This window comes from Rudaea sp. 3F27F6, assembly GCF_005503555.1.
In the GTDB taxonomy this organism is placed as follows: Bacteria; Pseudomonadota; Gammaproteobacteria; order Xanthomonadales; family Rhodanobacteraceae; genus Rudaea.
On sequence record NZ_SCNG01000001.1, the window covers coordinates 1,212,510 to 1,226,665 of the forward strand.

13 protein-coding genes are annotated in these 14,156 nt (G+C 66.2%); 4 read left to right on the forward strand and 9 right to left on the reverse strand.

Annotation, left to right across the window (positions count from 1 at the left end; all coding sequences use genetic code 11):
- Nucleotides 1-7 precede the first annotated feature (7 nt).
- Complete coding sequence (locus FFS30_RS05235; protein ID WP_171014426.1) at nt 8-1,060, forward strand: substrate-binding domain-containing protein; 1,053 nt, start codon at nt 8-10, stop codon at nt 1,058-1,060.
- Between the two features lie 97 nt (nt 1,061-1,157).
- On the opposite strand, the gene FFS30_RS05240 is transcribed toward FFS30_RS05235, so the two are convergent.
- Nucleotides 1,158-2,066, reverse strand: coding sequence for a LysR family transcriptional regulator (locus FFS30_RS05240; RefSeq protein ID WP_137912022.1), 909 nt, complete (start codon nt 2,064-2,066; stop codon nt 1,158-1,160).
- Nucleotides 2,067-2,107: 41 nt separating this feature from the next.
- Complete coding sequence (locus tag FFS30_RS05245; RefSeq protein ID WP_137912023.1) at nt 2,108-2,650, reverse strand: DUF924 family protein; 543 nt, start codon at nt 2,648-2,650, stop codon at nt 2,108-2,110.
- A 370-nt stretch (nt 2,651-3,020) separates the two neighbouring features.
- Between FFS30_RS05245 and FFS30_RS05250 the strand changes: the two genes are divergently transcribed.
- Nucleotides 3,021-4,058: a sensor domain-containing diguanylate cyclase gene (locus FFS30_RS05250; RefSeq protein ID WP_137912024.1), complete on the forward strand. Its 1,038-nt coding sequence runs from the start codon at nt 3,021-3,023 to the stop codon at nt 4,056-4,058.
- Between the two features lie 24 nt (nt 4,059-4,082).
- Here FFS30_RS05250 and FFS30_RS05255 read toward each other — a convergent pair whose 3' ends face one another.
- From FFS30_RS05255 to FFS30_RS05275, 5 genes are all read right to left on the reverse strand, one after another.
- Nucleotides 4,083-4,904 carry a class I SAM-dependent methyltransferase gene (locus tag FFS30_RS05255; protein ID WP_137912025.1) on the reverse strand — a complete coding sequence of 274 codons (822 nt, stop codon included), beginning with the start codon at nt 4,902-4,904 and terminating at the stop codon, nt 4,083-4,085.
- Between the two features lie 31 nt (nt 4,905-4,935).
- A complete protein-coding gene (locus tag FFS30_RS05260) occupies nt 4,936-6,285 on the reverse strand; it encodes a 2-hydroxycarboxylate transporter family protein (protein WP_137912026.1) in 1,350 nt (449 codons plus the stop codon).
- A gap of 31 nt (nt 6,286-6,316) precedes the next feature.
- Nucleotides 6,317-7,405, reverse strand: coding sequence for a YncE family protein (locus FFS30_RS05265; protein WP_249352184.1), 1,089 nt, complete (start codon nt 7,403-7,405; stop codon nt 6,317-6,319).
- Nucleotides 7,406-7,576: 171 nt separating this feature from the next.
- The gene (locus FFS30_RS05270) at nt 7,577-8,626 is read right to left on the reverse strand and encodes a hypothetical protein (protein WP_137912027.1); all 1,050 of its coding nucleotides are present in this window, start codon (nt 8,624-8,626) and stop codon (nt 7,577-7,579) included.
- A 37-nt stretch (nt 8,627-8,663) separates the two neighbouring features.
- Nucleotides 8,664-9,533 carry a hypothetical protein gene (locus FFS30_RS05275; protein ID WP_137912028.1) on the reverse strand — a complete coding sequence of 290 codons (870 nt, stop codon included), beginning with the start codon at nt 9,531-9,533 and terminating at the stop codon, nt 8,664-8,666.
- A 246-nt stretch (nt 9,534-9,779) separates the two neighbouring features.
- Between FFS30_RS05275 and FFS30_RS05280 the strand changes: the two genes are divergently transcribed.
- Both FFS30_RS05280 and FFS30_RS05285 read left to right on the forward strand, forming a co-directional pair.
- Entirely contained in the window at nt 9,780-10,445 is a 666-nt protein-coding gene (locus tag FFS30_RS05280; protein ID WP_137912029.1) for a response regulator transcription factor, read from the forward strand.
- A 25-nt stretch (nt 10,446-10,470) separates the two neighbouring features.
- Nucleotides 10,471-11,829 carry an ATP-binding protein gene (locus FFS30_RS05285; protein ID WP_249352186.1) on the forward strand — a complete coding sequence of 453 codons (1,359 nt, stop codon included), beginning with the start codon at nt 10,471-10,473 and terminating at the stop codon, nt 11,827-11,829.
- Nucleotides 11,830-11,853: 24 nt separating this feature from the next.
- Here FFS30_RS05285 and trpE read toward each other — a convergent pair whose 3' ends face one another.
- Nucleotides 11,854-13,329: an anthranilate synthase component I gene (trpE, locus tag FFS30_RS05290; protein WP_137912030.1), complete on the reverse strand. Its 1,476-nt coding sequence runs from the start codon at nt 13,327-13,329 to the stop codon at nt 11,854-11,856.
- A 163-nt stretch (nt 13,330-13,492) separates the two neighbouring features.
- Entirely contained in the window at nt 13,493-14,008 is a 516-nt protein-coding gene (locus tag FFS30_RS05295) for a GNAT family N-acetyltransferase (RefSeq protein ID WP_137912031.1), read from the reverse strand.
- Nucleotides 14,009-14,156 lie beyond the last annotated feature (148 nt).

A 14,156-nucleotide genomic window follows, 5' to 3' on the forward strand; every position in this document is an offset into this window, starting at 1 on the left:
GGATACTATGCAAAGCCTCTCCTGCGTCCCGCGCCGCGTTTTTCTTCTCGCCTGCGCCGGCGCGCTCGGCGCACTGCGCGTCGGCGCGGTCGCCGCGGCGCTGCCCGCCTATGCGCCGAAGACGAAGGTCAGCGGCAGGCTGCGCTGCAGCGGCGCCGAGACGATGCGCGATCTGGTCGCGGCGTGGGCGCACGGATTCGCCGCGCTGCAGCCGCGCGTCGTCGTCGACAGCGCGGCGACGACACTGTCCGCGGAGGGCTTCGACGCCCTGCTCGACGGTCGCGCCGATGTCGTCACCTTCGTGCGCGAACCGTTTGCCGCCGAGATCGCCGCGTTCGTGCGCAAGTTCGGCTATGCGCCGACCTTGATCAACGTCGCCGGCGGCAGCTATGCGACCAAGGGCGGCACGCATGCGTTGGCGATCTACGTCAACGCGGCCAATCCGCTCGCGCGCACCGACCTCGACGCGCTCGACGCGATCTACTCGAAAGAGCGGCGGCGCGGCGGCAAACCGATCTCAACCTGGGGCCAGCTCGGCCTCGGCGGCGAGTGGGAATCGCAGCCGGTGCACGCCTACGGCATGCTGCACCGGCGCGCGAGCGGCAACCCGCCGGGCATCGCCAATTTCCTGCAGCAGCGCGTGCTGCGCGGCGGCGAGTTCCGCGACGACGTGCGCGAACAGGTCGATCGCCCCGGCGAAACGGCGCTCGATGCGATCGTGCGCAGCGTCGCCGAAGACCCGTTCGGCATCGGCTACAGCGGCTTCGCCTATGCCGCACCCGGCACGAAGACACTCGCGCTCGCCGAAACGCAGCGCGGCCCCTGGTATGCCGGCGCGCCGGACGAGGTCGCGCGCCGCCTCTATCCGCTATCGCGGCAGATCTATCTCGGCATCCACCATGCGCCCGGCACGCGCCTCGCACCGGCGCTGGCCGAATTTCTGTCGTTCGTATTGAGCCGCGAGGGACAGCAGGCCGTCGCCGCCGACCGCATGCGCTTTATTCCGCTCAACGATGAACAGGCCGCCTCGGCGCGCCGCGTGATAACGGCGGACGGCTAAGCGGCAGGGCACACTTCGACCAACGCCGCGCATCGAGCTGCTTGAAACTCGCGGCTGTCTTTCGCTCGCGCCGCAGGCTGCAGATGCGCGAAGACTTTCACCGCTCCAGATGCGGGCGCATCAGCATCGCGAACCATTCGGTAAACGCAGTCAACCGGCGCGAGCGCTGGCCGCGATGTGGATACAGCATCGACACGTCCATCGAGGCCGCGCGCAGCGCCGGCATCACTTCGACCAGTTCGCCGCGCGCGAGCAGATGCTGCACGTCGTAGCGCGGCACCTGGATCAGGCCGAGGCCCGCTCGGCAGCAGGCGATGTAGCTTTCCGCATTGTTGACCACGACGCGGCTCGGCATGGCGATAAGCTCTTCGCCGCCGTCGGCGGTTGCCACCTCCCACGGCAGCTCGCGCCCCGTCGTCGGCGAGGCGTAGCCGACCATCCAATGTCCCGAGGCGAGATCGGCGAGCTTCTGCGGCGTGCCGAACTCACGCAGGTAGCCTGGACTTGCGCAGTTGACCAGGGCCAGACGCCCGAGCGGACGCGCGACGAGGCTGCTGTCGTGCAGGCTGCCGATGCGCACGACGCAATCCACGCCTTCGTGGACGAGATCGACCTGGCGGTCGCCCGAACCGAGAGAGAGCTGCAGGCGCGGATGGCGCTGCAGGAATTCCGGCAGCGCCGGCGCGACGAGGCGGCGCGCGATGCGGCTCGGCACGTCGATGTTGAGGCGGCCGGAAACTTGGCGCTGGCCGGCGTGGAAAAGTTGGCCGACTTCGTCCGCATCGGCGAGCAGCGGGCGCACGCGTTCGAGCAATTGCATGCCGTCGCTGGTCAGGCGCACTTCGCGCGTGGTGCGATGGAACAGGCGCGCGCCCATCGCGGTTTCGAGCTGCTGGATCGCCGCCGACACCGACGCGCGCGGCAGGTCGAGCGCATTCGCCGCCTTGATGAAGCTGCCCATCTCGGCGATGCGGACGAACAAGCGGTATTGATCGAGGGTATCCATTCGTGAGCAGCTCCGTTCAAGGCGGTCGTCCGCACAAGATATCAGCCGGCGAAACCTCCGCCGTCGAGAAAGGCTTGTTCCTGCGGCGTCGTTTCGCGGCCGAGCATGGCGTTGCGATGCGGAAAGCGGCCGAAGCGGCGGATGATCTCGCGATGATCGCGCGCATGCGACAGCCACGGCTCGCCGAGTTCGAGATGCAGTTCGAGCGAGCGGTCCTGGTCGGCCATCGCTTCCGAGTGCGCGAACGGCAGGCAGAAGAACACGCGCAGTTCGGGCTCGACCTGGCGCATCTGCGCGGCCTCGTGCGCGCGCCGGGCGAAGTGGCGCGCAAGCGGGTCGGTCGCGTACATGTGCGCGCTGCCGCGGAAGGCGTTGCGAGGAAACTGGTCGACGAGGATCAGCAGGGCGAGGCTGCCGTCCGCGCTCGATTGCCAGTGGTCGAGTTCGCGCCGCGCCGCGGCCAGGTGCGAGGACAAGAAGGCGTCGCGAAAGCGCCGGTCGAAATCGGCGTCCTTGTCGAACCAGCGCGCCGGTCCGGCGCTCTTCCAGAAGCGCGCGATTTCTTCGGCAGCCGCATGATCCATGGCATCAGTCTAGCGGGTCGCGCCGGCGCGGTTGTTCAGGATCGGGCGGCCGGCGCCCGCGCGCGACCTGCGTGGCTTTACCCAGGATGGAAGGTTCGTCATCGGCATCTCGTGCAGCGGTCGGAATGCGGATTCTAGGCAGGACGCGGGCGCGCATTGGACGGCGCGGCCTGGATTGATCGTTCAGAATATCCGACCAATCCGCGGTGCCGCGACCGCGGCGGCTGAAACCTCGATGCAACAAACGTTCGACTGCATCGATGCCGCACCTCGACACCGTTGCATCGAAGCAGGCAGTTTGGTTTTAATGGAACCCGGCCATATCTCTGCAGTCTTCTTTCCTCCTCGTTGTCGCAAAAGGTCCGCGATGATGAACACCGCTACTCTTGCTTTTCCCAATTCGAACTTCCTCAGCCTGCTCGCCGACTCGGTGACACGGGCGCGCACGCTCGAAGAACTGGTGCGCCCGCTGCTCGAACTGCTGCAGTCGGTCACCGATCTCGAATCCACCTATCTGACCACGATCGACTCCGGCGCGGGCTTTCAGTACATCCTGTTTTCGCGCAATACGAGCCGCATGCAGATCCCCGAGGGCCTCTCCGTGCCATGGGAAGGCACGCTGTGCAAACGTGCGCTCGAAGAAGGCAAGCCTTACACCGACGACGTCGCCAATTGCTGGGCCGATTCGGGGCCGGCGCGCGAACTCGGCATCGCCACCTACGTCAGTACGCCGGTACGCACCGAGGACGGCACCCTCTACGGCACTCTGTGCGGCGCGAGCAGCGAACGCAAACCGCTCGCCGACGGCGCCGAGCGCGTGCTCAGCATGTTTTCGCGCCTGATCGGCCAGCAGATCGACCGCGAGCGCATGGTGCAGGCGCTGCGCCATGCCAACGATTCACTCGCCCTGAGCGCGTTGACCGATGCCACCACGGGCCTGCCCAACCGGCGCGCACTGATGGAAGAGATGAAGCGTCGCCGCGAGACGCTGGCGCAGCGCGGCGACGAGCTGGTCGCGGCCTTTATCGACCTCGACCGTTTCAAGGCGATCAACGACCGCTACGGCCACGAGATCGGCGACCGCTTCCTCGCCGCGATCGGCGAGCGCCTGCGCGGCGCCTTGCGCAGCGACGACTTCGTCGCCCGCCTCGGCGGCGACGAGTTCGTCGCCCTGTCGAGCGGCACGCGCGGCGACCGCGCGGCGATCGCGGCGGCGATGCATTCGCGTCTGTTCGCCGCGACGAGCGGGCGCTACGCGTTCGACGGCGTGGTCATCGACTACGCCGGGCCGAGCATCGGCGTCGCCATCGCCGGAACCGAGGAAGAGCCGGATGCCCTGCTCGCCCGCGCCGACACCGCGATGTACGCCGACAAGCAGGAGCGCAAATTGACCGCGACGACGCACTGAGCCCGTGCGTCGCCGCGATTCGCGTCAGCCCGGCATCCCCGGCCGACCGACGAACGCCACCGTTCGATACGTCACGCCGACCTTGCCGTCGCGCGCATGTTCGTCGAACAGCTTGGAAAGAAACTCCACCGCGCGCGCGCCGTCGGGGGTGCCGCGGCCCGGCATCGCCGAGCGCGACAGCGCGAGGCTGATCAGCCCCTCGCGGTCGAGTTCCTGCGCATGCGCCAGCTCGAAGCGTTCGAGCGATTCCGCGGCGAAGAACGCCGGCACCTTGGACAGATCCTGGCGGCGGTCGAGTTCGGCCTGGCGGTCGCCGCCGAATTCGTGGCGCAGATCGGCGAGCGCCTTCTGCAGCGGGTCGCTGAGCGGGCGCGTGTTCCAGACGAGGACGACGCGGCCCTGCGGCTTGAGCACGCGCAGCCATTCGCGCCGCACCGCCTCGACGTCGAACCAATGGAACGCCTGCGCGGCAGTGATCAGATCGAGCGAGGCGTCGGCGAGCGTGGTCGCCTCGGCGCTCGCCTCGATACTGCGGTATTTGCGGTACTGGCCGAGCGTGGCGTCGGCGACGGCGCGCATCTGCGCATTCGGCTCGATCGCGGTGACCGCGTAGCCGCGGTAGAGCAACTGGCCGGTGAACAGGCCCGTGCCCGCGGCGATGTCGGCGATCTGCGCCTCGGCGAACAAGGCGCGGCTCGCGCGCAGGTGTTCGAACAGCGCGGCCGGATAGCGCGGCCGCGCGGCGGCGTAGTCGGCGGCCTTGCTGGAAAACGCGCCGGTCGCGCCGCCGGTGTGGGCAAACAGTGCGGCGAGCGAAGCCACCGCGGACGAAGAAGATGCATTCATGCCGGGAATTGCGCTCTTGCCTCTCTGGCCGTCAATGATACTGCGCCATCGCGATCAGGCTCAGGGTCACCGTGATCGCGCCGCCGATGCGCGTGGCGATCTGCGCAAACGGCATCAGGATCATGCGGTTCGCCGCGGTCAGGATGGCGACGTCGCCGGTGCCGCCCTGGCCGCTGTGGCAGGCGTTCACGATCGCCGTCTCGATCGGATACATGTTCAAGCGCCGGCCGACGTAGAAGCCGGTCGCCATGAGCGAGGCCACCGTCGCCACGATCGTGATCAGATTCGCCAGAGTGAACGCGGCGATCAGTTTGTCCCACGGCGTCATCGACACGCCGATCGCGAACAGCAGCGGATAAGTGACGCCGACCGAGAAGAACTTGTAGACGACGAATGCGCCCTGCTGCAGTTGCGGCGAGACCATATGCGCGAGCTTGGCCGCGACGGCGACGAACAGCATCGTCACCGGTGCCGGAAAGCCGAACAGCTTGTGGCCCATAAGGCCAATCATATACAGCGAGATCGCGGTGAGGCCGGCCGCGGCGATGTGACTGATATCGACGTGCGCGCCGATCTCTTCCTGCGCGGGCTGCATCTCGTCGTTTTCGCCGGGCTGCAGGCGGCCTTCGCCGGTAAGGTGCGGGTAGCGCTTGCCGAGCGAGTTGAGAACGCCCGAAAGCAGGATCGCGGTCAGGCTGCCGAGCATGACCATCGGCAGCACTTCGGCGAACAGGTCGCCCTGCTTCTGGCCGAGGATGCCGGAATAGCCGATCGATAGCGGAATTGCACCTTCGCCGACGCCGCCGGCCATGATCGGCACGACGATGAAGAAGAACGTGTGCCAGGCGCCGAGTCCGAGCAGGGTGCCGACCAGGGTGCCGACGATCGCGGCGACGACCGAACCCGCGGCCAGCGGCACGAAGATCTTGAGGAAGCCTTTGACGAGGACGTTGCGGTCCATGCTCAGCAGGCTGCCGACGATGATGCCGGCGATGAACAAGTAGAGGAAATTCGTCGACTTGGTGAAGTCGGTGACGTTCTTGACCACGACCTCGGGCAGCGCTTTGTAGTATTCCAGCGCCGAAGGAATGAAGGTCGCGAAGATCGCGCCCGCGCCGACGTGGCGGACCAGCGGCAGGCGCTTGCCGAGTTCGGCGCAGGTGAAGCCGCCGATCGCGAGCACGGCGATAGTCACGTTGATCTCGGCCGGCAGGGCGCCGAGATAGACGAAGCCGGCGATCAACAGGACGAGCAGGACATAGATCGGCAGCGGAATCACGCCGATGCGCAGTTCCATGAGCTTCCACCAGCCGTTCGGCCAGAACGGCTCCGCCGCGGCGGCCGGCGATCGGGGAAGGGGCGATACGTTCGTCGTCGGCATGTCGTGATCCTGCGTTGAGAGGTGCCGCGCGTCAGCGCGAGTAAGTGAGCACGGTGAAGCTGTCGTCGTAGTAGGTGTTCGGATAGAACGTCGCCACCGCACTGTTGATCTTCTTCGCCGGGTCGGCGGCGCCTTCGGCGGTCACCGTGTAGACCTTCTTGCTCTTCGCGTCGAGCGCCATCGTGCGCGCGTACGGGCGCGTGGTCACCGCCTCGACGAGCTTGTAGTTGTCGGCGTCGGCCTGAGCATAGACGACGAGATTGGCGTCGACCCCGTTCGACGTGTAGATCTGCCGGGTCGACGCGTCGAAGACGACGCCGTCGTTGCCGCGCCCGATCGGCAGCGTGGTCACGACCTTGCCGCTGTCCGCATCGAGCACGGCAAGCACGGGCTTGTCGCCGCGGCAGCCGACGAAGACACGCTTGCTCGCCGGGTCGTAGTCGAGGCCGGTCGGCTGGCTGCAACCCTCGGTCGGCCATTCGGCGACGAGTTTGCGCTGGGCGACGTCGATCTTGGCGACGCGGTTCTTGTCGCGCTCGGCGACGAACATGTGGCCCTGCCCATCCGCGGCCGAGCCGTCGAGCTTGTGGCTGTCCATCTTGAGCGTGCCGGCGACGTTGCCGGTCTTCGCGTCGACGAAGGCGAGCGCTTCGCTGTCGCCCATGGTGAACACAAGCTGCTTCGATTTCGGATCGTAGAACACCGAGTCGCAGTCCTTGCCGAACGCGATTCGCTTGAGCGTCTTCAGCGTCGACAACTTGAACATTGTCGTCGAGCCGTCTTCGTTCGCCGTGTAGCCGAGGTCGAATTCGGGCACGAGACGGATCGCGCCGGCTTCGTCGGATTGTTCGATGATCTTGACGACCTGTTTCTTGCCGAGGTCGAACACGGTCGCGCCGTCGCCGCGGCGGCCGATGAACAGGTACGGGCGCGTCGCGTCGAGCGCGACGTAGTCCCAGTCGGGCGACTTGCCCTTGATCGTCGTCGCCGACTCGAGCCGGTAGAACGGCTGCGCCGCGGCGGGAGCGGCGAGCGCGAGGCTCGCGGCGAGCGCAGCGCCGGCGCAGAGCAGCGGACGGAGACGGCTGAACCGGGATGCGGGTACGGACGGACGCTTCATTTCGTTTCCCTTGCGCAATGGAATGTAATTGTATTTATCATGCAAATAGTACAATCAAGATGCAACTGAATTCTTTCTCTATTCAGTTTTTTCCGAAGAAACCGTACGCAAAATTTAACTTTCTCTGAGAAAAATCCACCGATTGCGCGGCGGCTTCCTGGCTCTCAAGACCTATTTGAGAACGTTGTAGCTCAACACCGCGGCGGTCGCCTGGGTATCGCCGGGCGAGGCGGCGACAAAGAGCTTGCCGAGTTCCGGCACGAGGATGCCGGTCTTCGCGCCGGGTGCCGACGCGATGCGCGGCAGCTCTTCGTAGTGGTCGGCGTCCTTCTCGGCGAACACGCCAATATAGCCTTCGCCGCCGAGCGCGTAGATGCGGCGGTTGATCTTGTCGAACAGCACCTGGTCGCAGCGTTCGGGCGCCTTGAAGTTGGCGATGGTTTTGCCCGTGTCGGCGTTGAGCACGAGCAGGCGCCCCGGCGCGCGCGTGATGACGAACAGGCGTCGCGTGGCCTCGTCGAAAGCGAGCGGCGCGTTCTTCTGCGCTTCGCGGATCGGCCAGCTCGCGATGATACTGCGCGTCTTCTTGTCGACCACGGCCATCTCGTTCTTGCCGGTGACGTTGATGTAGAGCTTGTTGCCGCGCTCCTCGATCGCCATCGCCTCGACCTTGTCGGTGGCGAACTTGAGTTCGCCGTAGTTGCGGCCGGTGTAGGGATCGATCTCGACGAGCCAGGAATCGGTCTGCTTCATGTCACGGCCGCCGGCGACGACGTACAGGCGCTTGCGCGTCTTGTCGTAGCCCATCGAGTCGGCGCCCTTGGTGTGCTTGAACGAGCCGACGATGCGGTAGCTCGTGCCGTCGATGACCTTGGTCGCGCCGTCCGAGCCGGTCTGGGTGACGACGAGCCTGTTCGCATCGGGCAGATAGAGCAGGCCGTGCGGCGTGCCGACACCCTCGATCGTCTTCAGATGGCGGCCGGTGGCGAGATCGAACACTTCGAGCGTGTCGTGGTCTTCCGCGGCGAGGAACAGGCGGTTGCCTTTCAGATCGACCTCGAAATGATCGAAGTCGCCCGTGTAGCCTGGCAGTTCGACGCGCCCCGCCGCTTCGAGCGACGGCGCCGCGGCGCCGTCCTGCGCGGTCGCGTGGGAAGGCTGCCACGCCGCCACGGCGGCAAAGGCGAACAGCATGAGCAGGGACGGAGTGCGCATCGTCATGTATTTCTCCTTGAGTATTCGTCGGCGGCGCGTTGGCTCAGCCGGCCGGCTGCAGCAGCCGGTCCACGCCGGTAATGCGCGCGGCCATCGAGCCGCGCAGGGTTTCGGCGCGGCGGTGCAGCGCCTGCTGGTCGTCGCCCTTCTTGTACGGAAAGACGATGCCGACCGCGCCGATCACCTTGCCGCCCGCATCGCGCAGCACGCCTTCGGATTCGAAGCGGTCGCCGCTGTCGTTGACTTCGAGGCGCGGCTCGCCGGTGGTGATCACGCTCATGTCGTCTTCGTCGGCCGCCTTGCCGATGCGGCCGATGTTCGAGGCGATGATCGGGTACTTGGCGTTGCTCGGCGCCGGCGCGTGCACGGCGACGATGACGAGATCCTTGTTCGCGTCGAGCATGTCGTCGACGAGCTTCTGCGCGAAGCTGCTTGTCGGAATCGACGCGTCGACCGGCGTGTCCTCCATCAGGTTCGCGAGGTGCGAAATGCGCCGCGCGATGCGGTCGCGGATTTCTTCGGCCTGCTTGCGCAGCGCGGCCTGATCGTCGCCGCGGTGGTAGGCGAACGCGATGCCGAGCGAACCGACCGTGCGCCGCGACGCGTCGAGCAGGCGCTGGTTGACCTCGTAGCGATCGCCGGCCTTGTTCAGCGCCGCGCTGACCTTGCCGCTGGCGATCACGTCGAGGTCTTCCTGGTCGGCCTTCTCGCCGAGATGGCCGTTGCGCGCGGCGATCACGATGTTCGCGGCCGACTTCGGCGGAGTCACGTGCATCTCGATCGCGATGACTTGCGGATGCGCCGCCGCGGCGCGGTCGACGAGTTCCTGCGCGTAGATTTTCTTCTGCGCTTCGCCCGCGTGCGCGGTGGCGAAGACGGCGAGCGTCGCGAGCAGACTGGCAATGCGGAACATCTGTCCTCCCGGTTCTTGATCGGCCCGGCTGCATGGCCGGCGCGTTGTTCGGACCCGCGCGGCGCCGCCTTCAAAGCCGATGCGGCGGCGCTTCTGCGCGATTGCGGCGCACCTTATCCGCGCAACCTTTCGCCGCCCTGAAGCCATTCTTAAAGGGAATTCAGATTGGTGTTGCAGCGCGTATCGCATCTGCGCGGGCAGTCTGATTTATTGGCGCTCCGGCATCGCCAGCGAGTCGCCCCGCCCATGAAGATCATGATCGTCGAAGATCAGCCGCGCCTCGGCCAGTTCCTCAAGCAGGGACTCGCCGAACGTGCCTATACGGTGGAATGGGTGCATAACTGCAGGCAGGCGCGCGACGCGCTGTGCGAAACCAATTACGACGTCATCGTCCTCGATCTCGGCCTGCCCGACGGCGACGGCCTCGCCCTGTTGCGCGAGTGGCGGCAAAGCGGTTTCGTCGAGCCGGTGCTGATCCTTTCTGCGCGCGATACGGTCGACGATCGCATCGCCGGCCTCGACCAGGGCGCCGACGATTATCTGCAGAAGCCTTTCAGCTTCGAAGAACTGCTCGCGCGCGTGCGCGCACTGATCCGCCGCCAGGGCGCGGTCAAACAGACCATGCTCGAATACCGCGGCATCCAGCTCGACCTGCTCAGTCATACCGTGCGCATCAACGCCGATCCGATCGACCTGACCAGCCGCGAGTTCGCCCTGCTCGAAATCTTCATGCACAACCCGGGGCGCACGCTCACGCGCACGCTGATCTCGGAGAAGATCTGGGCCTCGCACTACGACATCGACACGAATCTGCTCGACGTCTACATGAGCCGCCTGCGCGCCAAACTCGAACCCGGTTTCGACAAGCCGCTGTTCAAGACCGTGCGCGGCGTCGGTTACCAGCTCGTCTGAACGCGGACCGGACGGCGCGCGCACCATGATCCATTCGATCGGCATGCGTCTCGCGGTGTGGTACGCGTTCGCCGCGACGATCACCCTTGCCTGCCTGTTCGTCGTCGGCTACGAGCTGCTGCGCAGCCGCCTCGTCCACGGCCTCGACCTGCTCAATGAGGCCGAGGCGCGCCAGATCCGTTCGCATCTCGGCCCCGACTACGCCTCGCTCGACATCGAAGCGATCGACCAGCGCATCCGCGAGACCACCGAATCAGCCTCGGTGCTGTTCTACATCAACGTGCACAACACTTCGAGCAACATCCTGTTCTACTCGCACAACCTCAACGGCGTGGCGATTCCCGATGTGCGCGGCGAACGCATCTTCGACACGGTGATCGACGGCGTCGGCCCGGTGCGCGTCGGCGAGGTCGTGCTCGACGGGCTCGATATCGTCATCGCCACGCCGTCGACTCAGGTCAACGCGACGATGCGCGACTACGTCGAAGTCTGCGCCGCGCTGCTTCTCGCCATGCTGCTGGTGAGCATGGCGATCGGCTACGGCCTGAGCCGGCTCGCCCTGCGTCCGGTGCGTACGATCGCCGAGACCGCACGCCGCATCGGCTCAGACAATCTCGGCGAGCGCATGCCGGTCGGCGAGGTGCGCGACGAAATCTCCGATCTCGCGCGCCTGCTCAACGAGATGTTCGATCGCCTCGAAACCTCGTTCAACCAGATCCGCCGCTTCACCGCCGAAGCCTCGCACGAGCTGAAGACGCCGCTCGCGCTCGCGCGCCTGCACGCGGAAAAGCTCATTGTCGACGGCCGTTTCGCGCCCGCACAGGAAGAAGGCTTGCAGATTCTGCTCGAAGAGATCGGCCATCTCGATCACATCATCGATCAGTTGCTGTTTCTTTCGCGCGTCGAAGCGAAGGTGACGCGCCTCGATCTCGTCGCGCAGGACCCCAGTGCGTTCCTGCGCGGCTTCGCGCCCGACGCAAGCGTGCTCGTCGAACACCGCGGCCTGCGTTTCCGCTGCGACCACGAAGGCGCCGGCACGGTGCGCTTCGCCGCGAAGTGGATACGCCAGGTGCTGCTCAACCTGATCAGCAACGCGATCAAGGCCTCGCCCGCGCACGGCCTGATCGAACTGCAGTCGACGCTCGCCGACGGCGTCTGGCGCGTCGCCGTCATCGACCAGGGCCGCGGCTTGCCGCCGACCGAACTCGAACGCATCTTCGAGCGCTTCGTGCGCGTGCAAGGCGCCGGCTACGACGACGGCAAGAGCAGCGGCCTCGGCCTCAGCATCTGCCGCAGCATCGTCGGCCTGCATGGCGGCCATATCCGCGCGGAGAACGGCGCGGCCGGCAGCGGCCTCAGAGTGATCTTCGAGATTCCCGAATAGATGCCGCAGCGCGCGGCGGCGCAGCTACAGGCCGCCGACCGCCTCTGCGACCGCGCGGAACAGCGCGCGGCACTTGTTCATCGTTTCTTTCCATTCGAGCTCGGGCACCGAATCGGCGACGACGCCGCCGGCCGCCTGCACGTGCAGTTGGCCGTTCTGCACGATCGCCGTGCGGATCGCGATCGCGAGATCGGCCTCGTCGTGCCAGTTCCAGTAGCCGATCGCGCCGCCGTAGACGCCGCGCTTGACCGTTTCGAGTTCGGCGATCACTTCCATTGCGCGCACCTTCGGCGCGCCGGTCAGCGTGCCCGCGGGGAACGTCGCGCGGAACACATCCATGAACGACAAGCTAGGCTTGAGCTTGCCGACCACTTCGGAAACGATGTGCATCACGTGCGAGTAGCGTTCGACCTCCATGTTCGCGGTCAGTTCGACCGTGCCCGTTTCGGCGATGCGGCCGATGTCGTTGCGGCCGAGGTCGATCAGCATCAGATGCTCGGCGCGCTCTTTCGGATCGGCGAGCAACTCGGCTTCCATCGCCACGTCTTCCTCGGGCGTGTGCCCGCGCCGGCGCGTCCCGGCGATCGGGCGCAGCACGGCCTGGCCGGCCTGCGCGCGCACGAGGATTTCGGGCGAAGAGCCGATGATCTGCTCGCCGCCGAGATCGATGTAGTACATGTACGGCGACGGATTCAGCGCGCGCAGCGCGCGGTACACGTCGAGCGGACGCGAGCGGAACGGCACCGACAGGCGCTGGCTGATCTGCACCTGGAACACGTCGCCCGCGTAGACATATTCCTTCGCGCGCTCGACCGCCTTGAGGTAATCCTCTTTCGGGAAACTCGAGACAAAATGCGATTCGTCGATCGCCTTCGGATCGACGCTGTCGGGATAGGCCGCGCTGGTCGAGCGCAGGCGATGCACGAGCGAATCGAGCCGGCGCTGCGCACGCGCGTAAGCGCGCGGCTCGGCGGGATCGGCGTTGACGATCAGATAGAGCTTGCCCTTGAGGTTGTCGAACACGGCCAGCTCTTCGGCGAGCATTAGGCAGATGTCGGGCATGCCGAGCCGGTCGGGCTTGGCGTCCGCCTTGATGCGGCGTTCGATGTAGCTCGCGCACTCGTAGCCGAAGTAGCCGACCAGACCGCCGGCGAATTTCGGCAGGCCCTCCATGCGCGGCACCTTGTACTGCGCCTTGATCGCGGCGATCTCGGCGAGCGGGTCGGCGACCTCGCGGTCGTCGACGGTTTCGCCTTCCTCGGTGATGGTCAGGCGATGCCCAGCGACGCGGATCACGCGCCGCGCCGGCAGGCCGATGATCGAATAGCGTCCCCAGCGCGCGCCGCCCTCGACCGATTCGAAAAGATAGGCGTACGGCCCATCGGCGAGTTTGAGGTACACCGACAGCGGCGTGTCGAGGTCGGACAGCACCTCGCGCACGAGCGGAATGCGGTTGTAGCCTTGCGCGGCGAGCGCGGCGAATTCAGCGGGGGAGATCACGGCGGGTCGGCGAGAGCGAAAAGGCTGCTGAAGATAGCAAGCGACGGGGCCGCATCACAATGGATACGCTCTTCGCGGCGGCAAATCGGCGCACGCGGTGCACAAGGTGGCAGCGATGAGATGCGTTGCCGAAACGCAGCGATTCCGCGGCCGGATGCGACGCTCAGAGGAACAAATACCAGAACAGAGCGACCTCGTTCGGCCGATCGCCAAGCGCCGAGTAAAGCTGCTTGTCGTAGCCGCCGAGGACGAAACCGTAGCGCTTGTAGAAGCGGCATGCGGGAACGTTGTTCGACTGCGTCTCCAGCCTCAGTCCGGGCAGCCCGCGCTGGCGAGCCCATTCGACTGCGCGATCCATCAGACGGATGCCGACACCGGTGCCGCGCGCGCCGCGATCGACGGCGAAGTCGTCGATCAACGCATAGCGGTTCCAGCTTTCGGAGACGAGGATGTAGCCGCCCACGCGACCGGCGCTGCGCGCAACCGCAAGCATGCTGTCGGGGCCGACGTCGGCGAAATCCTCCTCGGCGAATCCGTAGGTTTTGCGATAGGCAGCGACCGGCACGATCTGCTTGAACGGGTTGTCGTACGGCGGCACCAGCTCACGCGTCACGTCGAAAGAGAAATCGCATTGCGCCACGTCCGCGGGCAGGAGCCGGTCCAGATTTTCGACGATCATTCTTCTACTTCCATGCTTTCGTAATGCGGCGGATTGGGCCAACGCGCGCCGGTCGTTGCGGCCGGTCAGGCGCAGCGTCTGTGAACGCAGCGAGGACCTTGTGCGGCTTGCCCATCAGGAAGAAGGCGACGCGGCACGAGGACGGCGA